Below are 25,024 nucleotides of genomic sequence, written 5' to 3'. Positions count from 1 at the left end.
TCGGCCGGCGTGGCCGGTGGTGTCAGCCCCGCGGAGCGACCAGTTTCGCTTCGAGGCGCTGCGGCACCGGCCAGCGCACGTCGCGGGCCCAGCCGAGCTTCTCGAAGATCCAGATCAGCCGGGCGGACGGGTCGATCTGGCCGCGCAGCACGCCGTGCCGGGCTCCGGTGGGGTCGGCGTGGTGGGAGTTGTGCCAGCTCTCCCCGAACGACAGGATGGCCAGCGGCCAGAAGTTCGTGGCTTTGTCGCGGCTCTCGAAGGGCCGCTCGCCGAAGACATGGCAGACGGAGTTGACCGCCCACGTCACGTGGTGCAGCAGGGCCATGCGGACGAGGCCGGCCCAGAAGAAGGCCGTCAGCGCGCCGGTCCAGGAACCGCTGATGAGCAGGCCGATCAGCGCCGGGGCGAGCAGCGACAGGGCCGCGATCGGGCCGAACAGCTTGCCGACGAGACGCATGTCCTTGTCGTTGAGCAGGTCGGGGGCGAATCGGGTGCGGTTGCTCAGTTCGCGGCGCAGCATCCAGCCGACGTGGGCGTGGCCGAGTCCTTTCAGCAGCGCGCCGACCGAGGTGCCGTAGCGCCACGGCGAGTGCGGGTCGCCTTCGCGATCGGAGAAGGCGTGGTGACGGCGGTGGTTGGCGACCCATTGGATGGGCGAGCCCTGCACGGCGAACGATCCGGCGACGGCCAGGGCGACGCGCAGCCCCCGCCGGGCCTTGAACGAGCCGTGGGTGAGCAGCCGATGGAAGCCGGCGGTGACGCCGAATCCGGCGATGACGTAGATCGTGGCCGCCATCGCGATGTCGGCGGCGGACAGGCCCCAGCCCCAGGCGAGCGGGACGGCGGCGGCGAGCGCGAGGAACGGGACCACGACGAAGATCCACATGGTGATGGCGGCGGCCGTGCCCTGGCGGGCGTCCAGCAGGGGCTTCGGCCCGGTCTGCAGCTGGGGCGCGGTGTTCAGTGACGTCATGAGCTCCTGCCGGGGGTTGACCGCGATCGGTGAGAGTCAGACAGTACCCGCCCAGCTACCCAAATCCCCAAGATCACCACAAAGTTCCGTTTGTCGGTACTCCGGGTGACCTTCGTCGCCGGAGCGACGGCCGCGACCACGACACCAGCGATGGTGCAGTACCCTCAGAACCGTCTTGTCGATCACCACGCGCTGCGGCCGAACACGGTCTGCGCCGGGCTGGCCGACCCCTCTACGTTCGGAGTACGCATGGCGGCCCGCCGCCCCTCCTCAGCTTCCTCACCGTCCGGGTTCGCTCAGCTCGGCGTGCCCGCCGCTCTCGTCTCGGCCCTCAACGGCCAGGGCATCACCACGCCGTTCCCGATCCAGCTCGCGACCATCCCGGACGCGCTCGCCGGCCGCGACGTGCTGGGCAAGGGCCAGACGGGTTCCGGCAAGACCTACGCGTTCGTCCTGCCGCTGCTGGCCCGGCTGGCCGCGTCGGCCCGGCCGCGTCAGGCCAAGCGCCCGCGCGGGCTGATTCTCGCGCCCACCCGGGAGCTGGCCGATCAGATCGCGGCCAGCCTCGCTCCCCTGGCCAAGACGATGTCGCTGCGCGCGCTGACCGTCTACGGCGGCGTCGGGCACGCCCGCCAGATCAAGGGTCTGCGCGACGGCGTCGACGTCCTCATCGCCTGCCCCGGGCGGCTCGCCGACCACATCGACGCCGGCCACGCCGACCTGAGCGCGGTCGAGGTCACCGTGATCGACGAGGCCGACCACATGGCCGACCTGGGCTTCCTGCCCGCCGTACGCCGGCTGCTGGAGCAGACTCCGGCCAATGGGCAGCGGCTGTTGTTCTCCGCGACCCTGGACGCCGGTGTCGACGTGCTCGTGCGGCGCTTCCTGCACCAGCCGGTCCGGCATACCGTCGAGCCCCGGCGGCAGGCCGAACCGGCGATGCACCACCACGTGCTGCACCTGCAGGCGCAGGACCGGTTCCCCGTCCTGGTCGACCTGACCAGCGCGCCGGGCCGGTCGGTGGTCTTCACGCGTACCAAGCACGGGGCCAAGGCACTGGCCCGCAAGCTCGTCGCGGCCGGCGTACCGGCTGTCGAGCTACACGGCAACCTCGGCCAGAACGCCCGGACCCGCAACCTGGGCGCGTTCTCCGACGGCACGGTCACCACCCTGGTCGCGACCGACATCGCCGCGCGGGGCATCCACGTCGACGACGTGGCACTGGTCATCCACGCCGATCCGCCCGTGGAGCACAAGGCGTACCTGCACCGGTCCGGCCGCACCGCTCGCGCCGGGAGCACCGGCACCGTCGTCACGCTCGCCACGGACGATCAGATCGGCCAGGTACGCGATCTCACCCGCAAGGCCGGCGTCTCCTCGACGACCACCCGGCTACGGCCGGGCGACCCGCTGCTGACCGAGATCGCGCCCGGCGACCGGAGTCTGGCCGAGCCCCCGCCGAAGCCGGCCGCGCAGGTGCCTACGGCGGCATCCCAGGCTCCGCCGTCGAACGCGGCCCGGCGTGGCCGGCGGCGACCGGCCCGGCACCGGTCCGCGACGGGGACCACAAGCCAGACCGGCCACCAGACCGGCCAGGCGACCCAGGGGCAGCCCAGCCAGTCCAGCCCGGGCGGTGCGGCGGCCTTCTCCGGGCGTACGCGGGTCGGGTCACGCCGCAGCCGCTGACCACCGGCGGCGTCTCTCTACAGTGGTGCGACCTACAGTGGCGCGACCCAGTACGGCGACACGTCCATCCACCCGTTGGCGGCGGCCCCGTTGAGCCGTCCGCTGCTGGTGGTGGCGAGCGTGTACCACGAGTCGACGTAGTCCGGGTCGTCGGTCCACCACGACGACGGCATGGCGTCGAGGATCGCGCTGACGAGCGGGATGTAGACGCCCGCGTCCGCGATGGTCAGCAGCGCGGCCGCGATCGCCTGGGCGAGCTGCAGGTAGTTGGTGTCCCCGTCGTCCTCCATCATGACCGCGTCGGCGAGGTTGTACTTGTACGCCGAGAAGTGCACGAGAAGCTGGTTCGGGTAGTACGTGGTGCCGTCCTTGTTCAGGTACGGCATCTGGACGATGTCGACCTTCGGGTGCCCGTCGAGGCCGAAGCCGCTGACCACCGTGTAGATCTCGGCGTCGCCCTTGATCCACGGCTCCTTGTCGTCGCTGAGCCGGACGGCGTCGACCTTCGTCGCCCAGTAGCCGCCGGTCAGCGCGGCGCCAGCGAGCGCCGACTTCGCCTGGTGCGACGCGAGCGTCTGCCGGAGGACTTCGATGCCGAGCGGCAGCGCCCGGGCGGTGTCGACTTCGACGACCAGGACGGGTCGCTGCGGCATCTGGTCGCCGTCGAGGATGACGCGTCCACCGGCCGCGTCGTACGCGGTGACAGCGGTGGCCTCGTCGTCGGACGGCGCGCTGGCGACTAGGGGCACCTCGTGCTTGGCCTGCGCCCGCATGCTCACGTCGCCCAGGCGTACGCGCAGCAGGGACTCGGCGCCGTCGGGGAGCCCCTTGGCCACCCGCACGGCGTGGTTGGCCGCGGCGACGTCGGCGGCGAACCGCGTACCCAATGGCAATGCGGCGAGGTCGACGGATCCGGCCGCGACCGCGGACGTGACCCGTGACCGGGCGGCGGGTTTGCCGAGTTCGGTGGCGAGGCGGTGGGCGAGGGTGTCGGTGACGGTGGCGACCGACGCGCCCGCGAACGGGTCGGCGGGCGCCGCCTGAGCAGGAGTGACGAGTCCGACGGTGAGGGCGGCGGCCAGGAGGACGGGCAGGGTGCGGCGTGCAGGCGGTTGGTACACGCGGTCTCCTCGTGTTCCCGGGGCGTGGTGTCAGCCACCGCCCCAGCGCGATCAATCGATGGTTCGATGATCGCTGATATCGACCGCGTCTACAAGGGACGACCTCGCCCGCACCTGATCGAGACGATCAGGGCTGCGGTTCCTTCGCCTTCTGGCGGGCGTAGTACGCGCGGGCTCGGTTGCGGTCGCCGCAGTCGCTCGTCGCGCACCAGCGGCGGTTACGCCGGGGCGAGGTGTCGAGGTAGACCCAGCCGCACTTGGCGTCCTCGCACTGGTGGAGACGGTCGAGGTCGTCGCGCTGGGTGAGCGCCATGAGGCCGCGGACGATGCGGTCGCGGGGCAGCCGCAGGCTGGTGTCCCGGTCGTGCCACTGCCAGCGGCCACCGTCCTGGACCAGGTCGGCTGCGCCGATCGCCGTCCGATACAGGCCGGCGAGACCGACGGCGGCCGCAGCGTCACCTTCGAACAGGGTCGCGTACGCGTACTCGCGCGCCTGGACGACCCGGCGTCGTTCCCGCTCAGCCTCGGTGCTGTCGTGTGCCGCGAGATCGCGCAGCGCCGCTGCCTCGGTCGTGCCGATCAGGTCGGACTCGGCGCACCAGTCGACGACGTCGGCGTAGCTCGCCAGCCGGTCCGAGCGGTCGGCCCCGCCGAGCCGCCAGTCGACGGTGTTCAGCAGGTCGAGCAGGCGGTCGCCCGCGATGTGACCGAATCTCACCGGCTCCTCCTCATGGGTGAACCCATTATTGCATGTGAGGCGGCCAGCATGGCATGCTCACAGGTGATCAGCCAATCGCCCATGAGAAGATCATCAGGAGCCGGAATCGTGTCTGTCTTCGCCCCACGCAGATCGTTCGCGGCGCTCTGGGCGTCCCAAGCGTCCTCGAACCTTGCCGACGGGTTGTTGCAGGCCGCCGCGCCGCTACTCGTAGCCACCCTGACCCGCGACCCGCTCGTGGTGGCGGGCATGACGGTGGTGCAGTTCCTGCCCTGGCTGGTCGCGACCCTCCCGGCCGGCGCACTGGCAGACCGGATAGACCGGCGCCGGATCCTCACCGCCGGAAACCTGCTGCGTGCGGGCGGGTTCGCACTGCTCGCACTGGCCTTGGCCAGCGGCTGGCAGCACGTCGGGCTGCTCTATGCGGCGGTGTTCCTGGCCGGCTGCGCCGAGACGCTGGTGGACAACGCCGCCCTGACCATCCCGCCGAGGCTGGTGCCCCGCGAGCGGCTCGAACGGGCCAACGGCCGGTTGTTCGCCACCCAGTCCGTCATCAACACCTTCGTCGGCCCGCCCGCCGGGGCGGCGTTGTTCGCGCTGGCGGCGTCGGCGGCGTTCTTCACTGGTGCCGCCGCGTTCGCGCTGGCTGGGCTGGCCGCGGTGCTGCTGCCCGCGCTGCGTCCCACTCGCGAGGAGCATGACCGCCGCCACTCGACGCCGACCACCGTCACGGCGGACATTCGCGCCGGATGGACCCACTTCTGGCGCCACGACCTGCTGCGCCGGGTCGCGTTCATCTCGGCGGCGATCAACTTCTTCAGCGCCGCCACCGCCGGCCTGCTCGTCCTGCTGGCCACCGGCCCGTATCAGGTGCCCCCGTCACGATACGGCCTGTTCATCGCCGTGCCGGCCGCCGGCGCGATCATCGGATCGCTGCTGGCTGAACATGTCGTGCCGCGCATCGGCGGCGGCCCGGTCACGTGGCTCGCCGCGCTCGTCCCCGCCGCCGGGTACGCCGTTCTCGGGCTGAGCCGCAGCACCGCCCTCGCACTGGCCGCGATGTTCCTCGCCGCCATCGCGACCTCGCTGAACCAGATCGTGGTCAGCACGCTGCGCCAGGCCGCGGTCCCCGACGAACTCCTCGGCCGCGTCACCTCGGCGTACCGGCTGGTCGTGCTCGGCGTCGTCCCGCTGGGCGCGCTCGCCGGCGGCCTGCTCGGGCGCGGCCTGGGCATCCGCGCCCCGTTCCTGGTGGCCGCCGCCGGACTCGGGCTCGCCGCGATCCTGCTCGCGTCGCGGGTCACCACCCGCGCGCTGCGCGAGGCCGAAAAGTCCGCGGCGGACGAGCGGGAGCCTCACCCGGCCTTGGCCAGGTGAGGCTGTCCCCCATTTCACCCATGTCGTACGCACACCTCAGGCGGTGGCTTCCCAGCTGAATCCGTCCAGGTCGGTGAACGGGCCGGCCTGGCTGCCGATCGCCAGCCGGTGCGAGCCGGTGCCGTCGGCGGGCAACCCGGCGTCCTTGGCCAGCCCACGGATGCCGTAGAGGACGAACTTCACGCCGTTCGCCGGGCTCTCGAATTCGGCGTACTTGCCGAGGCTCCGGGTGACGACGAAGCCCTGTTCGGCGTAGAACCGCTTGCTCGCGGTGAAGTCGGCGACGCCGATCAGCAGCACGAACTGGTCGATCTCGCCGGTGTCGGGGCCGGTGTCCTTCTTCGCCGAGGTGGCGACCTTCCAGACGGTGCCGTCCGGGGCCTGGACGGTGCCGCCCCAGCCCCACAGCGACTTCGAGACCGGCTTCAGGACGGTGGCGCCCGCGTCGACGGCCGCGCCGATGAGCCGCTTGACCGCCGCGGGCTGGGAGACGACCAGCGACAGCGTGAAGCCGCGGAAGCCGGTCGTCGGCGTCTGCGAGGCGCGTACGCGCAGCCGGGAGCCGAGCCCGAACGCGGCGGTGTAGAACGCCTCGGCGGCGACGACGTCGGCCACCTCCAGCGTGACGGACTCGATCGACGCGGCGGTGACGGTAGCGGTGGCCATGATGTTCTCCTCGATGTATCTGCCTGTCGGCAACGCTTGGCTTGCTGTCGGCAACCCGGTGGGGGAAGCACGAATAGCGTCGCCCGCGACGGGGTCGGCGCACATCGGTGACGACCACGGGCCGCACCACGGAGCCGACCACGGACGGCTACGGGCACGGCCGCGCAGCGGCCACCGGCTGCTCTCGGGAAGGGCGGCTACAGCAGGGTGAGGCCGAGGTCGGCGAGGAATCGGGTCAGCGCCAGCCGTTGCCGGAACACGGCTTGCGTCTCCGCCGTGACCGGCTGGCCGAGCAGCTCGAACGGCAGCGACGTGTACGCCGCCCGGGCCACCAGGCTGCCGACGTAGCCGTAGGTGACGTCGGCGGCGCTTGCTGAGCCGCCGTACGCCCGCAGGCCGGTCACGAACGCCGGGACGAGCGCGTCGTGCACCTCCGCGAGGACGCCGACGTCGAGCAGCCCGGCGTGGGCGAGCCCGATGAGCAGCTGGCCCAGGTCGAACCCGACCGCGTGCGGGCTCTGGAACGACAGGTCGATGGCGACGAGCGTGTCGGGCTCGGCGCGGGGAATCAGCAGGTTCTGCGGGCTGGCGTCGCCATGCGGGATCGCTTGGGGCAGCACGTCGAGCCGGCTCAGAATCCCCGGCAGCGCCCCGGCGACCCGGCGCAGATCGTCGCGGAGACTCCTGTCGGCCTCGGCGAGCAGCGGATGCCGCCACAGCTCCTCGTCGGCCAGTGCGGGCAGGGCTCCTTGGTGGACTCGGCCGTCGACGTATCCGCGTAGTCCCCAACCTGGGTCGTACGGGCTGGCAGCGACCGCTTCCGGCGTACCGCGGAGGGCGGCCAGTCCACCGAGGAGCGTGGCGGCCTGCTGGAATCGGGGCAGGTCCCAGTGCTCTTCGGGGCAGGCGTCGATGTCTTCCATGTAGAGCATGAGGCGGTCGTCGCCGAGGTCGGCGACGCGATACAGCACAGGCACCCGCAGCCCGGCCGGCAGGTATCCGGCGAAGCCGTCGTCCCACGCGGCCAATTCCTGCCGCCAGGGGAACTGGGCCGCGAAACCGTCGCGCAGTCGGGGCGGCAGAAGGTGCAGTCGCGGCCAGTGCCGGACGTGCTGAACGAGTTTGACGAAGACGCTGAAGCTGCGCCCGTCGGCGGTGGTGCCGCGCACCCGTCGCAGGCCGCCGGTCGCCGGTGAACCTGACTCATACTCGATCGCCTCGCATCGCCAGGCGTGAAGGGTCACCGGTTCACCGAGGATCTCGGCCGCCACGAGGGACACGTCGTCGGCGCTGACGTCCATGAGCCCGACCCCCAACTAGTAAGGTCACCTGACTACCTAGAGATAGTAAGGTAGCCTGATGACCTCGGTCAACGACGATCCCCCGGGCCACGTATTCGACCTGCTCGGCGCCGCTCTGACGGTGGCGAAGCGCCGAATGGAGGCCGAGGTCGCCGACGAGCCCCAACACCTGCGCGGCTCCCACCTGCGGCTGCTGTCACTCACCCCCGTCGAGGGCATCCGCCCGACCGAACTGGCCGCCGTCATGGGCATGACCAAGCAGTCGCTGGGCGAGTTCGTCGCGAGCATGCAGAAGGCGGGCTTTCTCGACGTCAGCCCGGACCCGGCGGACGGGCGCGCCCGGATAGTGCGCCCGACCGCCAAGGGCCTGCGGATGCAGCAGCGCATCCTGCAGATCTTCGCCGACACCGAGCAGGGCTGGCGGGACGAGATCGGCGACCGCGACTGGACGACGTTCCGTCGAGTCTTGGCCCGGCTGGCCGCCGAGAAGCCCGACTGACGATCGGGGCCGGCGGCGGTATCAGGCGAACATGGCGGCCACGTGCTCGGCGATCTCCGCCTCGGAAACGTCGCGCAGATGGCGGTCGACGGCCCAGCGGTGCCCCGACGGGTCGAGGAACTGCGCCGTGCGATCGCCCCAGAACGCGTCGTGCGGCGGCTCGAACTCGGTGGCCCCGGCGCTGATCGCCTTGTCGTATACGCCGTCGACGTCCTCGACGGGCAGATGGAAGGCGGCCGGAGTACCGCCCAGGGCTGCCGGCGTACGCAGGCCGCGCCCGGGCCACTCCCCCGCGACCGCCAGAACGGTGTCGCCGACGAGCAGTTCGACGGTGAGCGGGCGGCCGTCGGGCAGCAGGAGGCGGCTGGTCTCCTTCGCGCCGAGGACCTCGGCGTACCAGGTGGCGGCGGTGTCGGGATCGGACACCACGAGATGTACGGCAACTTGTGTCATGCCGGGGACCATACAGCCTGTCTGGTCGATGTGTCCATACACCCTGTCTGGTACGCTGTCACCCGTGGCGGCCCGACGCGATAGACCCACCCAGGACGGCGTTGACCTGCGCGAACGGATTCTCGACGCGCTGCGGGAACTGCTGAGCGAACGCACCTTCGACACGCTGAGCGTGGCGGAGGTCATCTCCGCCGCCGGGGTCTCCCGAGCCAGCTTCTACTTCTACTTCCCCAGCAAGCAGGCCGCGCTGGCCGAACTCGTACGCCGCGCGGTCGGCGCCGGCCACGAGGCCGCGGAGCCTTGGGTGCAGGCGTCCGCCGACCCGAAGGAGACGTTGCGGGCGGGCGTCGACGCCGGCGCCGTGCTCTGGTCGTCGAACGCGCCGGTGCTGCGCGCGATCGTGGAGAGCTGGGCGTCCGACGCACTGCTGCGGGAGTTGTGGCTGGCCCAGATGCAGACGTTCACCGACGCGACGATCGACCGCATCGAGGCCGATCGGCGTACCGACCCAGCGATGGCGGCCCGGCTGGACGGCGTCGACGTGCCCGCCCTGGCCGCCACGCTGACCTGGACCGGCGAGCGGCTGTACTACCTGGCCGCCTGCGGAGTGCCGCCGTTCGACGACCGCACGGTGCTGGTCGACACGCTCACCCATATCTGGCTGTCCGCGCTGTACGACTGAGATTGATTGAGCTGTCGAATCCGCCGGTATTCGTTCGTGTAGGAGGTGAGCGGCCGCACCGCGCGGCTCGCAACACAGTTCACCGCACGGAAGGAACGGGCTTATGCGCTCGATCGCAGTCACGATGTGGGTCACGCTGGACGGCGTCGCCCAAGGCCTCGGCCGCCCGGACGAGGACACCCGAGGCGGGTTCACGCACGGCGGGTGGGGCCAGCGGTACAACGACGAGGTCATGGGCCGCGAGATGGCCCAGAGCATGGCCAAGCCGGGCGACATGCTGTTCGGCCGGCGTACCTGGCAGGACTTCATCACCGCGTGGGGACGCTCCACGGACGGCAATCCGGTCACCGCCCACATGAACGCGGCCACCAAATACGTCGTCTCGCGTACCCTGCCGGACGCGGACGCCTGGCCCGGCTCGATCCTGCTGCGAGGCGAGGCGGTCGACGTGGTCGCCGAGCTGAAGGCTCAGCCGGGCGACGACCTGTCGATCATCGGCAGCGTGTCGCTGGTGCAGAGCCTGCATGCCGCCGGCCTGATCGACCACTACACGCTGGTTATCTGCCCGCTGGCCCTAGGCGTCGGCACTCGCCTGTTCGACGACGCGAGCCCGCTGACCGAGTTCGACCTGACCAGCAGCGTCACGACCACGACGGGCGTGATCATCGCCCACTACGACCGCCGGACACCCGATGCGGCCTGAGCGGCTGGGAGCGTGGCCAGCGGTCGCCACCACTGATCCTGCTCCCCACCCGCGCCGACATCGGCGTGGCCCGCACCGGCGAGAACGGCGTCGCGGCGTACGCCGGGCAGCACCTGATACTTGATCGATGCGGTGTCGCTGACCAGCGCCAGCGGCCACCACAAAGCACGGACGTACTCGCGGGCCGCTTCCGGACCGTCCCAGTCGTAGCATCCGCGATAGACGCCGTGCTCGTCGGCGGCCAGCCACAGCTTCGACACGAACCCCGGGAAGGCGACGAACAACGGGGTGTTGAGCAGGCTCTCGGCTCCGAACATTCGGTGGCCGCGGCCCCGGACGTACCGCAGCCGGAATTGGACGATCAGTACGCACGGCTCCTGCGGTTCGGGTCGATCGAGGACCGTCTCACGGTAGATCCGCGACGTCGACCCGTCCGCGAACCGCACCCAGGTGCCGACCCGACGCCGTGGCATGTGCACACGCCGCTGGGCCAGCAGCATCAAGGTCCGGCCAGCACACGCCGCGAGCCTCGGCAATGCCGTCGGCAGGCGGTAATGCTCCACCCGTCGTTCGCACTGGACGATCGTCATGATCGCCTCCTCCCAGACATCGCGGCGAGAAGCCCTTCCACGCCCTCTTCCTAGCCTGCGCCGCCGATGAGCAGCGGCCCACGGCTCGTCGACCCGGCGGTACGGGACCTTTGCCCTTACCGGAGATCACAGACGGTCGGATGGCGCGGGCCCCAACCGGTCTCGCGCCATCCGTCGGTCGACCGTGCGAGTCAGCAGCCCTTCCAGGCCGTGGTGTGGTCGTGGGGGTACGTCCGGCCGCAGAACTGCGGCGGATGCGACACCCACGCCCCGGACGCGGAGTCGTACGCCTGCGTCGAGATGTGCAGGTGGCAGCCGCTCGACTGGCCCTTGTTCCCAGTCTTTCCGACGACCGTGGTCGTGCCGACGACCGCGCCGGGGTTGTAGTTGATCGTGTCCATGTGCATGTACTTGACCCGCCACGTCACGGTGCCGAACTTCTTCGTCATCGTCAGGCGGCCGATGGTCCGGTCGACGGTCGCGACCGTCATGCCGTCCCAGATCGGGTACAGCGCCTGGTAGCAGGCGCCGACGGCTTGGAGAAGTCCAGCGCGTAGTAGTCGCTGCAGTGCTCGGCCGGACTGCCGCAGTAGTCCGTGTGCAGGCCCTCCCCGTACCAGGACCCGGAGAGCACCCATGAATCGCTGTAGAGCCACGGCGATTCGCCGTTGGGCGAGGGGCTGGAACTCTGGTGGGCCTGAGCCATCGAGGGCGCCAGGACCGAGGCGAGCAGCAGGGCCACGATGGCGGCCAGCCGGAGCGCGTGCTTTCTCACGTTACCTCCCTATCGTTGCGGGCGGCCATCTCGTGGATGGCGTACGCAGATGCTGGCAGCGCGGTGACCGGCCGGAGTGGATTCTCGGACGGATCCGGACAGCTTCCTCGCAGGTTGCGATCAGCGTCGCGCGACGGCCGGACAGGCGAATCGGCCCGTCGTTACCATCGACGAATGCGGGTTTCCTGGGGCGACTCCGTGCCCGAGCCTCCGCATCGACCGGTCAGTAGTCAGCGGCGTGGCTTTCCATCACCCACAGCGTTCCGCCGGTGGGCGACACGCTCTTCGGCTTGGCGTTGTAGCCCAGGGTCAGGAAGGTCCCGGTGGCGATCTCCACACTCGACGGATTGGCCTGGTCGGCCGCGCCCGAGTTGTAGATCGGCGTCACCGTGCCCTTGGTCCAGGTCGCGGTCGGGTTGCTGATCAGCATGCCGACCGTCGGGCGGTACGTCTGGGCCTTGTCGCCGTAGGTGAACAAGATCTTCCCGCTCGCCGTCTTGAGTAGATGATGGGAGTTCGCCAGGACCCCGGTGAAGCTCTGGTACGCGAACGCCGGCGTCGCCGTGTAGGGGTTCCACTTGACGATGATGGCCGGTGAGCCGCCGCCGTCCTGCTCGGCCCGCACGACCGCGACGACCGTGCTGCCGAACTGGACGAAGCTCGGCTCGGTGTAGGCACGGCCAGGCGGGTTGCTGTTGACGATCATCATGCTCGAGCTGGTCACCAGGAGCCGGGGGCTGATCGTGGCCCGCCAGGTCGCCCGCATGAAGTGCGCACCGCCGGCGGTTCCCGTGGTGTAGAACGGGATCAGCACCTGGTCGACTTGAGTTCCGTTGTCCGCCAACGCGAGTACGCCGCCGTGGCTGTAGATGCCACCGGTGACGCCGGGCGCGACGAGTTGCTCCGGATCGGTGAAGCGCGTCCAGCCCGGCTTCCACACCGAGTAGTAGAGCTTGCCGCCGGGCACGAAGAAGGTCAGTACGACCGCGCCGTCGTTCATCTTGCCGAGCTTCGGGTCCCGGGTGTCGATGCCGGCCATGGTGCTCGGGTCTGCCAACGCCGGTGTCGGGGTGCTCCACGTGCGGCCGTTGCTGCTGCCGAACGAGAGCTGGATGGTGCCGACCGCGTCGGAGTGCGCGGTCGCGCGATGCCACACCGCCATCAGCCTGCCGTCGTTGAGTTTCAGCACGTCAGGGAACCGGGCCTCGTAGTCTCCCGGTTCCTGCACGACGCTGGCCACCATGCTGACCGCCGCGGCGGCGGGCTGCGCGACGCCGCCGACTATCGACATCGCCACCAGGACTGCCAGCGGCCAGCGGTACGCCCGCCGTATCACCATGATCATCCGCACGATTCCTCCCCAATTCGGATGCGAGAACGCGATGCGGCCCTCCCCAGCGTGGGAAGGGCCGCATGGCGCTGAGCGGGCGGAACTTATCCCTTGAGGGACCAGTCGGCGTCGCCGTCCTTCACCGATCCGTCGCTGTAACCGGCGACGACCGGGTTCGGCCACTTGCCGCCCGGGAACATCGAGGCGTCGACCGCCTCACCGTGCAGGGTGCTCATCTGCGCGGCCTGCGCGCCGAGCAGCGCGGTCAGGGTGGTGACGGCGGCGATGATGAGGCCTGTGTTGACGCCGGCTTCTTCCACGATCAGGGCGGCGCCGGCCCAGGAGAACACCGCCGTGCCGAACGCCGCGATGGCTGTCACCATCGCCGCGATGAATTTGACGACGATGACCCCCAATGCGACGTAGAACGCCAGGCCGGCGACCGCGCACACGGTCAGCGACGTCGACACCTTGTCGCCGATCTTCGCGACCCGGTCCGCGGCGTCCGACTGCGGCTTCATGGCCTTGACGTACGCGTCACGCGCCGAGCCGTGCCACACGTCGTCGACGGTGAGCGCGGTGTCCTTGAGCTGGCCGGACACGCCGCTGGCCAGGCCGCGGATGTCCTGCCAGTCGAAGGCGTCGACGAACATGCGGATCGGGGCGATCGCGCCCTTCAGCAGCTCGATGATCTTGTTGAGGATCCACTGCGCCAGCTGGGTGATCTTCTCCGCCAGCCACTTGATGGCGTCCTTGATGAATCCCGGGATGTACCAGTGGTCCATGGCCGAGTTGGCCGCCGGGGCGACCTGGCCGATCTTGGTGTTGATGCCGTTCGCGCCGTCGGTCACCTTGTTGACCGCTGCCTCGTACTGCGCCTGCGAGAATCCCATGTGCGTTTCCTCCCCGTGTCGATCAGTAGATGCCGCGGTTGCGGTGCTCGGCGGCGGCGTCCTCAGCGTCGTAGGTGGTCGCGACGGTCCGCAGCGCGTTGCCGATGTCGTGCATGGCGGTCACCGCCTCGTCGGAGCGCGAGCTGACGGTGTTGACCACGTCGTTGTAGGGGCCGACGATCAGCTGGAACACGCCGGCTTCGATCCGGCCCAGCTGCATGTTCTTGGCCGTGGTCCCGACCTTGCTCATCTGGTCGCTCTGCTGATCCCAGACCTGCGACTCGGTACGCAGGGCATCGGTTGCGACCTTTACTTCTTTGGCGCTTGGGTATCCCATTGCGGTCCAATCATGGAGCGGGTCAGGACTCGGCCATCCGGCGCGGGTCGTTCATCAGTGCCATCGTCTCGGCGAACAGCGCGTCGAGCCGGCCCTGCGCGGTGGGTGCGCCGGCGTGGTCACGCAGCCGGTCGCGGGCGATCGTCAGGGCCTCGTTGAGCGCGTGGGCGATGCTGCCGCCGGACTGGTCGGCGGCCCAGTTGGCGTCGATGTCGCAGCCGGTCAACCCGCTGGCGTTGAGCTTGACGGTGACGGTGCGGGTGCGGTTGGTCCCCTCGAAGTGCTGCACCAGGGGCGAGTCGGCGGCGATCTCGTCGACCCGGTCCATCTCCCGCATCATCTCCTCGGCCAGCTCATCGATCCGCCGGGGCTGGACCGGGGCCGTGTCGCGGCGGAACATCGCCGGCACGTCGTTCAACGGCGTCGTGAACTGCTCCACCGAGTCCTCGCGCATGGCGCGCTGCATCTTGTCGCCCCACTCGCCGCCCTCGAGGGTTCGCGACCAGTCCTGCACCCGGGACTCCGACGCCTGGCCGAACGCGTTGAGGACCGCGGCGCCGAGGGCGTCGGGCTTGACCCGGCGCGGCCAGTCGGAGGAGACGTCCATCCGCTCGGGCAGCCCGGCCGCGTCGAGCACGATGTTCACCGCGCCCGAGCTGTCCTCGGCCTGCGTACGCTGCGGCGCGGTGGCGTCGGCCTCCTTGAGCAGGCCCTGCAGCATCGCCGCGTACTGCTCCATGCGGGCCAGCTCATGCATGAGCTCGTCGTTCACGTTCGTTCCTCCCCTGTGGTCAGCTGTATGCGGGCGTCATGCCGGACGGCCGCGGATGACGCTCACGGCTGCGGCCAGCATGGCCAGGCACGCCGCTGACGCGACGACGCCGATCCCGACGTCGGCCGAGCCGTTGCCCCGGTTGAAGTAGGCGAGCGCCACCCATTCGACGCCCAGCGCCAGGACGACGGTCACGAGGCCCGTCACCCAGCGGAAGCCCCGTGACGCTCCACGAGCCGCCGTGGCCACGAGCAACGCCAGAACGGACACCGCGACGAGGGTCGCGACGCCGGGCTTGCCCAGGCTGTTGTCGGGTTGGCTGTCCGGGCGGAGCAACCAGACTCCGCCCACCGTGGCCAGGCACACCACGCCCAGAACCGCCCAGAAGATCGGACCGGTCTGCTGCTTAGGTCGCTGCGCGTTCAAGTTTTGCCCCACGGGAGGCGATCCTATGGATCACAATCACATAGGACAATCCATCATCGGCTGCCTGTGGATAACTTTCCCGTCGCGCCCACAACCGTCACCCCATGCAGTGAGAACTCACGAAGGCCGATCGCCAGGGCGGATCAGCCGCTGCTCGTAGGCGAAGACGACCGACGACTGCCTCAGGTGTTAGAAGCCCTATGCCTCGAGGCATACGCCGAGGGCGGCCAGGGCGTGGCGGGCCTGGTCGCTGTGCTGGAACAGGACGGTGGCCATGCCGAGCTGCGCGGCCGGGTCCAGCGCCCACTGCTTGTCGTCCACGAACACGACGTCCTCAGCGTCTGCCTCGGCGATCCAGAGCAGGTGCTCGTAGATGCGGCGGTCCGGCTTGCGTACGCCAACCTCGTGCGAGAACACGCCGCCGGTGAACAGGTTCAGGAAGCCGTAGCGGTCCTCGACGGCTTCGACCCGGTCGGCCACGTTGTCCGACAGGTAGTACACGGCGTAGCGCGCCGACACATCCCGGATCAGGTCGCGGGTTCCCTCGTCGATCCGGTAGCCGTCGATCCAGCGCGCCGCCAGATCGTCCGCGGAGTCCTCCAGCCGGAGCGTGTGCCGGAAAGTGCCCCAGAACTCGTCGCGGGTAACCGTGCCTTCGCGGTAGCGGCTGCCGAGATCGCCGTGCAGCAACTCCCCCGCGTGTGCCGTGTCGACGCCGTGCGCCCGGCGTAGGTATTCGATGAACTCCCGCGTGCCGTCACTGAACAACACTCCACCGAGGTCGAACGCCAGCACACGCACCATCGCAGCGAATCTACGCACGCCGCCGGCGCGCCGCCACCCGGAATCGAGGGCGGCGCGCCGACGTCGATCAGGAACAGCGGGCGGCGAACCCGCGAGCGGCCAGCCCGGCGCAGAACGAGGACCGGGCGGCCGCGTACCGGCTCACCCTGCCGTCGACGAACCAGGTCGTGTCGGGGGCGAAGTCGAACGAGCCGTCGTCGACGCCGTCCCAGCCGTAGCGGAAGTCCAGGTCGATGTAGACCACGGCCTGGATCACGCCGGACAGGTCGTAGCTGCCGGACAGGTTCGGGATCGGCCCGTTGTAGGCGAGCAGGCCGAACAGCCGCCGCATCCAGGTGTCGCCGCGTACCGGCTCCAGCCCGGCGGTGTCGCCGTTGTCGGCGGTGAAGTTCATCAGACCGCTTTCGGCCACGATCATGGGTTTGCCGTGGTCCTTGGCGTACTTCATCATCTTCAGCACGTTGCCGTCGTAGTCGAAGTTCGCCCACACGGCCGCATCGTTGCCGTACTGATCCTTGCCGATGTACGCGTTGCGGCACTGGAGGGTGCTGGTGTCGTAGTTCTGCGGCGGGGTGCCGTTGTAGAGGTACCCGTGGTCGTAGATGGGCAGGCACAACTCGTGCGCGAAGACGGACACGCCGATCCAGTCCACCACGGCGTCGCCGGGGTAGAGCTGCTCGTACTCGCCGCGTACCGGGTGGAAGACGAAGCGGACGTTGCCGTGTGTCTGGCCGGAAATGGTCTGCCGGATCCGGGCGAACGCGTTCTTGTAAGAGGCGCAGCTGCTGTCGGTGCAGTGGTAGTAGCTGCTGACCTCGTAGTCCAGCCGCAGGTAGAACACCGATGACGGGTGGGCGTTGACGAACTGGATCAGGGTGGCGAAGTTCGCCGCGTACTGCCCGTTCGCCAGTTCCTGGGTCACCGCCCGGGATCGGGCCGCTTTGGCGGCTTCGTCGCCGCCGGGGAAGCCGGGCGGGTTGTCCTTCCAGGAGATGCCGACCTGCACCGCCTTGCCCTGCCCGGCCAGCAGCTCGGCGTAGTCACGATGAGTGGTGGTCGCCCAGGTCCCCGACCGCACCTCGTAATAGACCGAGCCGCCGTCCGGGCTGGTGACCACGCTGTCCAGGTCCGCGTACGCCGATGAGCTGGACTGACCGGCCAGCAGCAGCCGCCCCGCGTTCGGCGGGGACGGACTGGTCGGCGTCGGGCTCGGCGTGGGACTGGCGGTGACCCGGCCACCGCCGACGAAGCGCACGTAGTCCAGGTCGGCGACCGGATTGGCGTCGTTCGCCTTGAAGACGATCGTCAGGGTCGCCGCGCCGCTCGGTGCGCCGCTGAGGTTGTAGGTGAGGTCCTGGTAGGTGGTCCACGATCCGGTGCCCAGTACGCCGGGCGCGGCCAGGACCGGTCCGGTGGCTGATCCGGAGTGGACTTCGAGAGTGAACGCCTGGTTCGTCGCGCGTTGCGACGAGTAGTGCAGCACTATCTGGTTCGGCGCGGTGCCACCGAAGTCGAGGGTGGGCAGCGTCAGGTACGCGTTGGCGGCGTTGCCGCGTACCTTGCGACCGCCGCTCGCGGTGGCATCGCTGAGCACGGTCGCGTTGCTCAGCGCGGTGGCCGTCTCGGCCTCGACCCGGTCCGGGGACGGCGGCGGGGAGCTGATCGTCGGGCCGGGCGTGGGACTGGACGTCGGGCTGGCCGTCGGATTCGGGGAACCGGCGGTCGGCGACGGTGATGATCCGGTGCCGTTGACGTAGCGGGCGTTGCGCAGTTCGGCGAAGAACCGGGACTTGATCGTCGGGTCGGCCTGCACCCGTGAGTCGCCCCAGTACCCGTTGGGGCAGGTCGCGCTGCCGGCCGCGCCGGTGCACCGCCACATCGTCTGCGCGTCCCACCAGGTGTTGATGTACGCCACCGCTCGGATGACATCGGCGTTCGCTGCGATGTAACCGAAGTAGTCGGCGTACCAGGTGGTCCAGATCGTGTCCGCGGTGACCGTGACCGGGGCCTTGTTCATGATGCAGCTGGCGGTCCTGGCGCCGGTCGTGAAGCCTTGCGGCGAGGATTCGGCGATCATCACGGGCTTGCCGTGCGTGCGGGCGAAGCCCAGCACGCGGTCCTGGATCGCCCGCGGGCTGGTGGCGACGGACGCGCAGGCCCACTGGTAGGCCCGGTAGGTGCTGCCGTAGAACGCGGACATCGCGACCCAGTCCACCACGTCGTCGCCGGGATACCAGACGTCGAAGTGGTCGGCGGCGGTCACCACGTAGTTCCACTCCGGATGGTCGGGGTGCTCATCGATCGGCCAGGCGGCGGACTGCCAGACGGTGGCGACCTTCGTCGCGCCGAGCGCGTCGATGCGGCTCTTGATGTAGCGGAACGCCTGCTTGTAGTAGCCCGCGTTGTAGCAGTTCCACGGCCCGTCGAACTCGTAGCCGATGCGCAGGAAGACTTCCCGGCCGGTGTTCTTGAACCAGGTGAGGATCTCGTCGACCTTGCTGCGGTACTGCGGGGTCAGCGCGACGACGTCGCTGTCGCCGGTGCCCGCGATGGCCCGCAGCGGCTGGTTGTAACAACCGGTCTTGGTGTCGGACAGGTACAGGCCGACCGCGAGGGCCGCGCCCGGATACTGGCCCAGGGTGGCCGGGAAGTCGACCGTGCCGGAGCCGTAATCGACCGGGCCGTAGACGCCGGCGAGGGCGTCGGGCAGCACGATGTTGGTGTAGAGGGTCACGCCGCCGGGCCGGGGCAGGCTCGAATCGGCGTCGAGGACGGCCTTGTAGTCGGACAGGGTGGACGAGTCCTGTCCCATGAAGAACCGGATCTTGCCATCGGCGGGCAGGTTGCGACCGGTGATCGCGGCCTGCGCCGGGGTGGCCGTGGTGAGCGCGACGGCGGCCAGCGCGGCCGCGAGGGCGGCGGCCAGCGGGATGCGCCACCGCTGCGGGAGTCGGGGATGCATGGCAGCGGACGATAGTTGCGTTTCGATGCCGTGTCGTGAAGTTGCGAAACTACCGCTTGCCGTACCGCGGTCCGCCTACCGGGGTGCGGGGCCGGTGGAGGCGCGCAGGACCAGCTCGGTGGCCAGCTCGATCCGGGGCGCGTCCAGGCGTTCGCCGTTGATCAGGCGCAGCAGGATCTGGGCCGCCGTGGTGCCCATCTCGAACAGGGGCTGGCGCATCGTGGTCAGCGGTGGCGAGGTCCATTCGGCGTAGTGCAGGTCGTCGAAGCCGATGACGCTCAGGTCGTCTGGGATGCGCAGCCCGGCGATGCGGGCCGCCTCGTAGACGCCGGTCGCCTGCTGGTCGTTGCCGGCGAACACGGCAGTGGGCCGGTCCGGCAACGCCAGCAGCTGCTGGGCCGTACGCATGCCGCCGTCGTGCTGGAAGTTGGCGTACCGGACGAGGTCGCGGTCGGCGGGCAGGCCGGCCGCTTCCAGAGCGGCCCGATAACCGGCGACCCGGGCGCGGCTGCACAGCAGCTGCTCGGGCCCGCCGATGGCGCCGACGCGCCGGTGGCCCAGTCCGATGAGGTGGTCGGTCGCGTTGTACGCGCCGGAGAAGTTCGTCGCGCCGACGCTCGGTACGCCCGGTGGTGGCTGGTTCACCCCGTCGACCACGACGAACGGCAGCGTACGCCGTCGCAGTTCGGCCTGCTGTTCGGCGGTCAGGTCGGAAAGCACGAGGATCGCGCCCAGCGATCCCCTGGAGGTGACCGCACCGAGCCAGCGCCGGGTCAGGCTGGACCTGTTGTGCACCACGGAGACGACCAGGCTCAGCCCGGCGGCCTCGGCGACCTGCTCGACGGCGGTCAGGATCGACAGCCCCCAGGCGCTGTCCAGCTCGTTGATGACCAGATCCATCAGGTGCCCACGATGGGCCTTGCGCCTGGGCGCGCGTGGGCGCTGATAGCCGTGCTTGGTCAGCAGCGCCTCGATCCGGTCGCGGGTCTCCTCGGAGATGTCGCTGTGACCGTTGAGCACCTTCGACACCGTCGGCACGGACACGTTGGCCGCGCGGGCGATGAAGGCGAGGGTCGGCCGGGCGTCGGTCACGCCGCACAGTTTCGCAACTGACCCCGGCCGAGAGCCACCTTGTTTCGAAACTTGTTCTCAGATGTTTCGGGCCGCTTCTAGGTTTCCTCTCGCCGCGCCGCCCAAGCGTCCCCAGGTGGCGGCGCGGCACACACATCACATTCGAGGAGGGATCATGCAAGCTGTGCCGGCGCGCCTGGCGGCGGTGGCTTCCGCCGCGGCGCTCGCGATCACGCTGAGCGCCTGCGGCGGCGGGAATAGCGGCACCGGATCCGGTGACGGGAAGATCACGCTGACCGTCGCGACCTTCAGCGACTTCGGCTACGAGCCGCTCATCAAGGACTACATGGCGGCGCATCCGAACATCACGGTCAAGACCCGGGTGACCGAGTTCGACCAGCACCACAAGCAGCTCGCCACGAGGCTCGGAGCCGGTAGCGGCGCCGCTGACGTCGAGGCGGTCGAAGAGGGCTACATGCCCCAGTTCCGCCAGTCCAAGGACAAGTTCGTCAACCTCGCCGACTACGGCGCCAAAGACCTGTCCGCGCAGTGGCTGCCGTGGAAGTGGCAGCAGGGCATCGCCGACGGCGGCAACGTCGTCATGGGCCTGGGCACCGACATGGGCGGCCTGGCCATGTGCTACCGCACCGACCTGTTCAAGACCGCCGGCCTGCCGACCGAACGCGACGCGGTGTCGGCGCTGTGGCCCAGTTGGGACGACTACTTCGCCCAGGGCACCAAGTTCACCGCCAGTGGCGCGAAGGCCAAGTGGTTCGACGGCGTCGGCAACATCTACACCGCGATGATCAACCAGACGCCCTACGGCTACTTCGACACCAGTGACAAGTACGTCGGCGACGCCAACCCGGCCGTCAAGGACGCGTTCGACAAGGTCGCCGCCGCCGTCCGCAATCCCGGCATGTCGGCCAGGCTCGACCCGTTCAGCCAGCCGTGGAACGTCGGCTTCAAACAGGGCACCTTCGCCACCCTGCCGTGCCCGAGCTGGATGCTCGGCCTGATCAAGGACGGCTCCGGCGCGGAGAACGCCGGCAAGTGGGACATCGCCAAGATCCCCGGCAACGGCGGCAACTGGGGCGGGTCGTTCCTGACCGTCCCGAAGCAGGGCAAGCACGCGAAGGAGGCGTACGAGCTGGCGAAGTTCCTGACCTCTCCCGACTCCGAGGTCAAGATCTTCCAGAACGTCGGCAGCCTGCCCTCGCAGCCGCAGACGCTCAAAGACCCGGCCGTGCTCGGCTTCAAGAACCCGTACTTCAACAACGCCCCGGTCGGCGAGATCTTCGCCAAGTCCGGCGAGAGCCTGCAACCCAACTACCGCGGCACCCGCGACGCCGACGTACGCCCCGTGTTCGGCCGCGCGCTGGCCCGGGTCGAGCAGGGCAAGCAGGATCCGGCGGCGGCCTGGCAGCAGGCGCTCGACGAAGCCGCCAAGGCGCTCAAGTAGCAGACCGACCTCCGGGGTGTCCGCGTCTGCGGGCGCCCCGGAACACCGGAAGGACCAGCCGCCATGACCGGCCGCTTCGACCAGCGTGTCATCCCGCTTCTCTTCGTCGCGCCCTTCTTCCTGCTCTTCGCCGTGTTCGGGGCCTATCCCCTGTTGGCGACGCTGTGGATGTCGCTGCACGACTGGCATCTGATCAACGGCGACGCCGGCTTCGTCGGCCTGGCCAACTATCGCGATCTGTTCACCGACCCGGACTTCTGGAACGCGTTGACGAACACGTTGAGCCTGTTCGTCTTGTCGACGGTGCCGCAGCTGCTGTTCGCGCTCGGCCTGGCGGCGCTGCTCAACGGACGGCTCCGCGGGCGCACCTTCTGGCGGGCCGGGGTCCTGGTGCCCAACGTCGTCTCGGTCGTGGCCGTCGCGCTCGTGTTCGCGCAGGTCTTCGGCCGGGACTTCGGCATCGTCAACTGGCTGCTCGGCCTGGTCGGCGTCGACCCGATCGACTGGCCCGCCGAGGTGTGGTCGTCCCATCTGGCCATCGCGTTCATCGTGACCTGGCGCTGGACCGGCTACAACGCGCTGATCTACCTCGCCGCCATGCAGGCGATCCCGGCCCACCTCTACGAGGCCGCCAAGCTCGACGGCGCGTCCGGCTGGCGGGCGTTCTGGACGGTGACCGTGCCGATGATCCGCCCGACGATCCTGTTCACCACGGTCGTGTCCACCATCGGCGGGCTGCAGCTGTTCGCCGAGCCGCTGCTGTTCGAGGCCAAGGGCGCCTCCACCGGCACCGGCGGCTCCGACCGGCAGTACCAGACCATCACGATGTACCTCTACGAACGCGGCTTCACCCTGTTCGACGCCGGGTACGCCGCCACCGTCGCGTGGGTGCTGTTCGTTCTGGTCGCCGTCATCGCACTGATCAACTTCGCCCTGGTCCGCCGGGCCGTGGCCAGCCGCTGAGGAGCGTGCCGTGACCGCAACCCTGTCCGCATCCGCGCCCGCGCACGCCGGCGGCGCGACCCCCCGCCGACGCCGGGCCGCCCCGGCGGTGACCCGGCGGCCGCTGGCGTACCTGCTGCTGGCGGCCGTCGTGGCGGCGTCGGTGTTCCCGCTGTACTGGACCCTCGTGGTGGCCAGCAGCGACAACAGCGCCATCGGCGAGGCGACCCCGCCGATGGTGCCCGGCGGCAACCTCGCCGAGAACATCAGCCGCGTCTTCGACTCCACCGAGTTCGCGCTGGCCCTGACGAACTCCGCGATCGTCGCCACCACCGTCGCCGTCGGCAACGTCGTGTTCGCCTCGCTCGCCGGGTTCGCCTTCGCCCGGCTGCGCTTCCCGCTCCGCAACGCCCTGTTGGTCACCGTGGTCGCCACCATGATGGTGCCGACCCAGCTGGGCATCATCCCGCTGTACCTGCTGACTACCAAGATCGGCTGGACCGGGCATCTGCAGGCGCTGATCGTGCCCGCCCTCGTGTCGGCCTTCGGCGTCTTCTGGATGCGCCAGGCCGTCGACGAGGCCGTGCCGGTGGAATTGGTCGAGGCTGCTCGTGTCGACGGCTGCTCCTACCTGCGCGTGTTCTGGCACGTCGTGCTGCCTGCGATCCGACCGGCCGCCGCCGTGCTCGGCCTGTTCATGTTCATGGGCGCCTGGAACGATTTCTTCTGGCCGCTGGTCGTGCTGAACCCCGAGAACCCGACCGTGCAGGTCGCGCTGTCCACGCTCGCCAGCGGCTACTACACCGACTACGCGCTCATGCTCACCGGAGCGCTGGTCGGCGTCCTGCCGGTGCTCGCCGTCTTCGTCCTCCTGGCCAAACAGATCGTCGGCGGCATCATGGCCGGCGCCGTGAAGGGATGAGTGTGCGCAATCCGATCCTGCCCGGCTTCCATCCGGACCCGTCGATCCTGCGCGTCGGCGACGACTACTACCTGGCCACCTCCACCTTCGAATGGATGCCCGGCGTCCGGCTGCACCACTCCCGGGACCTGATGAACTGGCGGCCGCTCGGCGGCGTCCTGGACACCGACCGGCTGCTGCGGCTGGACGGCGTACCAGACTCCGGTGGCGTCTGGGCGCCCTGCCTGTCGCACGCCGACGACACGTTCTACCTCGTGTTCACCAACGTGGCCGCGTACGCGGGCGGCTTCTGGGACGTGCCCAACTATCTGGTCACCGCGCCGTCGATCAGCGGCCCGTGGTCGGAACCGGTGCCGCTGCACGCACGCGGCTTCGACCCATCGCTGTTCCACGACGGCGAACGCAGCTGGCTGCTCACCAACGACCTCGACTGGCGACCGGGCCGGCACTGGTCCGCCGGCATCATCGCCCAGGAACTCGACCGGACCACCGGCAAGCTCATCGGCGAACCGGTGACGATCTACCGCGGTTCCGGCGCGCCGTACACCGAAGGCCCGCACCTCTACCGGCACGACGGCTGGTACCTGCTGGTCACCGCCGAGGGTGGCACCGGCTACGAGCATCAGGTCACGGTGGCCCGCTCGCGGCACGTGCTCGGCCCTTACGACAGTGGTACGCGCATGCTGTCGGCCGTCGACGACCCGGACTGGCCGCTGCAGAAAGCCGGGCACGGCAGCCTCGTCGACACCCCCGACGGCCGGTGGTACCTGGCGTTCCTCACCGCCCGGCCGCTGACCCCGCGCGGCGCCTGCGTCCTGGGTCGCGAAACCGCCCTGGCCCCGGTGCAGTGGCAGGACGGGTGGCCCGTCATCGCGGACGGCCTGCCGCCGCTGGAGTTCGCCGACCCCGGTACGCCACACCCGCTGCCCGCCGACCAGCGCGTCCTGGGTCCGCAGTGGAGCACGCTGCGCCGCCCTGCCACCGCGGACTGGATCACGACGGTCGACGGGGACGGCGTACGCCTGCACGGGGGGCGGTCGCCGTTCTCCCGGTTCGGGCCGAGCCTGGCCGCCCGGCGGGTGACCGCGCTGCGCACGCGGTTCGCCGCGACCGTCGCCTTCGATCCGCGTACGCCGCAGCATCTGGCCGGGCTGACCGCGTACTACAACACCCGCAACTGGTACTACGCCGCCGTGACCTGGGACGAGCACGCCGGACGGTGCCTGACCCTGCTCACCTGCGACCGGGGTGTGCTGAATCGGGCCGAGCCGGTCCCACTGCCCGGGTCGGACCCGGTGCCGGTGGCGGTGGCCTTCGACGGCGACCGGGTCCGGTTCAGCTACGGCCCCACCGGTACGCCGCTGGGCCCCGATCTCGATGCCACCGTGCTGTCAGACGAGCACGCGCTGGAGACCGATCCGCACGGCGTACCGGCGGTGTGGGGGTTCACCGGGGCGTTCGTCGGGCTGTGGGCACACGATCTGACCGGCGACGGCCGCCCCGCCGAGTTCCGCGACATCACCCACATAGATCTATGAACTTGCCGGTTTCGAAACGTC

General features: G+C 69.8%; 26 protein-coding genes. 9 read left to right on the top strand and 17 right to left on the bottom strand.

The features are described from left to right. Positions 1 to 22: 22 nt before the first annotated feature. Positions 23 to 973, bottom strand: coding sequence for an acyl-CoA desaturase (locus AB0M47_RS08490; RefSeq protein WP_363410503.1), 951 nt, complete (start codon positions 971 to 973; stop codon positions 23 to 25). A gap of 249 nt (positions 974 to 1,222) precedes the next feature. Between AB0M47_RS08490 and AB0M47_RS08485 the strand changes: the two genes are divergently transcribed. Further along, positions 1,223 to 2,659: a DEAD/DEAH box helicase gene (locus AB0M47_RS08485; protein ID WP_363410586.1), complete on the top strand. Its 1,437-nt coding sequence runs from the start codon at positions 1,223 to 1,225 to the stop codon at positions 2,657 to 2,659. A 32-nt stretch (positions 2,660 to 2,691) separates the two neighbouring features. Here the strand turns inward: AB0M47_RS08485 and AB0M47_RS08480 are convergent, their stop codons facing one another. Then, positions 2,692 to 3,780, bottom strand: coding sequence for a DUF3103 family protein (locus AB0M47_RS08480; RefSeq protein ID WP_363410500.1), 1,089 nt, complete (start codon positions 3,778 to 3,780; stop codon positions 2,692 to 2,694). 127 nt (positions 3,781 to 3,907) lie between these two features. Next, complete coding sequence (locus AB0M47_RS08475) at positions 3,908 to 4,498, bottom strand: CGNR zinc finger domain-containing protein (RefSeq protein ID WP_363410497.1); 591 nt, start codon at positions 4,496 to 4,498, stop codon at positions 3,908 to 3,910. A gap of 108 nt (positions 4,499 to 4,606) precedes the next feature. Between AB0M47_RS08475 and AB0M47_RS08470 the strand changes: the two genes are divergently transcribed. Next, positions 4,607 to 5,875: an MFS transporter gene (locus AB0M47_RS08470; protein WP_363410494.1), complete on the top strand. Its 1,269-nt coding sequence runs from the start codon at positions 4,607 to 4,609 to the stop codon at positions 5,873 to 5,875. A 36-nt stretch (positions 5,876 to 5,911) separates the two neighbouring features. Here the strand turns inward: AB0M47_RS08470 and AB0M47_RS08465 are convergent, their stop codons facing one another. Together AB0M47_RS08465 and AB0M47_RS08460 are read right to left on the bottom strand one after the other, a co-directional pair. After that, positions 5,912 to 6,541, bottom strand: coding sequence for a glyoxalase (locus AB0M47_RS08465; RefSeq protein WP_363410491.1), 630 nt, complete (start codon positions 6,539 to 6,541; stop codon positions 5,912 to 5,914). Positions 6,542 to 6,738: 197 nt separating this feature from the next. Further along, positions 6,739 to 7,842, bottom strand: a complete 1,104-nt coding sequence (locus tag AB0M47_RS08460) for a hypothetical protein (protein WP_363410488.1) — start codon at positions 7,840 to 7,842, stop codon at positions 6,739 to 6,741. A 58-nt stretch (positions 7,843 to 7,900) separates the two neighbouring features. Here AB0M47_RS08460 and AB0M47_RS08455 point away from each other — a divergent pair, with 58 nt between their 5' ends. Then, a complete protein-coding gene (locus AB0M47_RS08455; RefSeq protein ID WP_363410485.1) occupies positions 7,901 to 8,341 on the top strand; it encodes a MarR family winged helix-turn-helix transcriptional regulator in 441 nt (146 codons plus the stop codon). A 21-nt stretch (positions 8,342 to 8,362) separates the two neighbouring features. On the opposite strand, the gene AB0M47_RS08450 is transcribed toward AB0M47_RS08455, so the two are convergent. Beyond that, positions 8,363 to 8,794, bottom strand: coding sequence for a VOC family protein (locus tag AB0M47_RS08450; protein ID WP_363410482.1), 432 nt, complete (start codon positions 8,792 to 8,794; stop codon positions 8,363 to 8,365). 64 nt (positions 8,795 to 8,858) lie between these two features. Between AB0M47_RS08450 and AB0M47_RS08445 the strand changes: the two genes are divergently transcribed. Beyond that, the gene (locus tag AB0M47_RS08445) at positions 8,859 to 9,476 is read left to right on the top strand and encodes a helix-turn-helix domain-containing protein (protein ID WP_363410479.1); all 618 of its coding nucleotides are present in this window, start codon (positions 8,859 to 8,861) and stop codon (positions 9,474 to 9,476) included. 103 nt (positions 9,477 to 9,579) lie between these two features. Next, the gene (locus AB0M47_RS08440) at positions 9,580 to 10,179 is read left to right on the top strand and encodes a dihydrofolate reductase family protein (protein WP_363410476.1); all 600 of its coding nucleotides are present in this window, start codon (positions 9,580 to 9,582) and stop codon (positions 10,177 to 10,179) included. Here the strand turns inward: AB0M47_RS08440 and AB0M47_RS08435 are convergent. The 11 genes from AB0M47_RS08435 to AB0M47_RS08385 form a co-directional block, all read right to left on the bottom strand. Further along, positions 10,149 to 10,769 carry a hypothetical protein gene (locus AB0M47_RS08435; RefSeq protein WP_363410474.1) on the bottom strand — a complete coding sequence of 207 codons (621 nt, stop codon included), beginning with the start codon at positions 10,767 to 10,769 and terminating at the stop codon, positions 10,149 to 10,151. The two genes, AB0M47_RS08440 and AB0M47_RS08435, sit on opposite strands and share 31 nt — an antisense overlap. Positions 10,770 to 10,960: 191 nt before the next feature. Further along, complete coding sequence (locus AB0M47_RS08430; protein WP_275978555.1) at positions 10,961 to 11,260, bottom strand: M23 family metallopeptidase; 300 nt, start codon at positions 11,258 to 11,260, stop codon at positions 10,961 to 10,963. Next, positions 11,257 to 11,544, bottom strand: a complete 288-nt coding sequence (locus AB0M47_RS08425; RefSeq protein WP_363410470.1) for a hypothetical protein — start codon at positions 11,542 to 11,544, stop codon at positions 11,257 to 11,259. Before AB0M47_RS08425 ends, AB0M47_RS08430 begins: the two co-directional genes overlap by 4 nt. Positions 11,545 to 11,767: 223 nt before the next feature. After that, positions 11,768 to 12,889, bottom strand: coding sequence for a sialidase family protein (locus AB0M47_RS08420; protein ID WP_363410467.1), 1,122 nt, complete (start codon positions 12,887 to 12,889; stop codon positions 11,768 to 11,770). Positions 12,890 to 12,978: 89 nt separating this feature from the next. Next, positions 12,979 to 13,767 (bottom strand): hypothetical protein, encoded by a 789-nt coding sequence (locus tag AB0M47_RS08415; RefSeq protein WP_253751472.1) that lies wholly within the window; start codon positions 13,765 to 13,767, stop codon positions 12,979 to 12,981. A gap of 22 nt (positions 13,768 to 13,789) precedes the next feature. Continuing rightward, positions 13,790 to 14,104, bottom strand: a complete 315-nt coding sequence (locus AB0M47_RS08410) for a hypothetical protein (RefSeq protein ID WP_253751475.1) — start codon at positions 14,102 to 14,104, stop codon at positions 13,790 to 13,792. A 22-nt stretch (positions 14,105 to 14,126) separates the two neighbouring features. Then, positions 14,127 to 14,876: a hypothetical protein gene (locus tag AB0M47_RS08405; protein ID WP_363410463.1), complete on the bottom strand. Its 750-nt coding sequence runs from the start codon at positions 14,874 to 14,876 to the stop codon at positions 14,127 to 14,129. Positions 14,877 to 14,912: 36 nt separating this feature from the next. Continuing rightward, complete coding sequence (locus tag AB0M47_RS08400; protein WP_253751481.1) at positions 14,913 to 15,314, bottom strand: hypothetical protein; 402 nt, start codon at positions 15,312 to 15,314, stop codon at positions 14,913 to 14,915. Positions 15,315 to 15,500: 186 nt separating this feature from the next. Next, positions 15,501 to 16,106: an HAD-IA family hydrolase gene (locus AB0M47_RS08395; RefSeq protein WP_363410460.1), complete on the bottom strand. Its 606-nt coding sequence runs from the start codon at positions 16,104 to 16,106 to the stop codon at positions 15,501 to 15,503. Between the two features lie 67 nt (positions 16,107 to 16,173). Further along, entirely contained in the window at positions 16,174 to 19,068 is a 2,895-nt protein-coding gene (locus AB0M47_RS08390; protein ID WP_363410457.1) for a carbohydrate-binding protein, read from the bottom strand. Between the two features lie 75 nt (positions 19,069 to 19,143). Further along, entirely contained in the window at positions 19,144 to 20,160 is a 1,017-nt protein-coding gene (locus AB0M47_RS08385; RefSeq protein ID WP_363410454.1) for a LacI family DNA-binding transcriptional regulator, read from the bottom strand. Between the two features lie 154 nt (positions 20,161 to 20,314). On the opposite strand from AB0M47_RS08385, the gene AB0M47_RS08380 reads away from it, so the two are divergent. The 4 genes from AB0M47_RS08380 (at position 20,315) to AB0M47_RS08365 (ending at position 25,003) form a co-directional block, all read left to right on the top strand. Then, complete coding sequence (locus AB0M47_RS08380) at positions 20,315 to 21,601, top strand: extracellular solute-binding protein (RefSeq protein WP_363410451.1); 1,287 nt, start codon at positions 20,315 to 20,317, stop codon at positions 21,599 to 21,601. Positions 21,602 to 21,664: 63 nt separating this feature from the next. Beyond that, positions 21,665 to 22,564, top strand: coding sequence for a sugar ABC transporter permease (locus AB0M47_RS08375; protein WP_363410448.1), 900 nt, complete (start codon positions 21,665 to 21,667; stop codon positions 22,562 to 22,564). Between the two features lie 88 nt (positions 22,565 to 22,652). After that, positions 22,653 to 23,465 (top strand): carbohydrate ABC transporter permease, encoded by an 813-nt coding sequence (locus tag AB0M47_RS08370; RefSeq protein ID WP_363410583.1) that lies wholly within the window; start codon positions 22,653 to 22,655, stop codon positions 23,463 to 23,465. Continuing rightward, on the top strand, positions 23,462 to 25,003 hold the full coding sequence (locus AB0M47_RS08365; RefSeq protein WP_363410445.1) for a glycoside hydrolase family 43 protein: 1,542 nt from the start codon (positions 23,462 to 23,464) through the stop codon (positions 25,001 to 25,003). Before AB0M47_RS08370 ends, AB0M47_RS08365 begins: the two co-directional genes overlap by 4 nt. Positions 25,004 to 25,024: the final 21 nt, after the last annotated feature.

It is taken from the genome of Hamadaea sp. NPDC051192 (assembly GCF_040682475.1).
Lineage (GTDB): Bacteria > Actinomycetota > Actinomycetes > Mycobacteriales > Micromonosporaceae > Hamadaea > Hamadaea flava.
The sequence above is the reverse complement of the archived record's forward strand: the minus strand, read 5'-3'. Positions and strand labels throughout refer to the sequence as shown.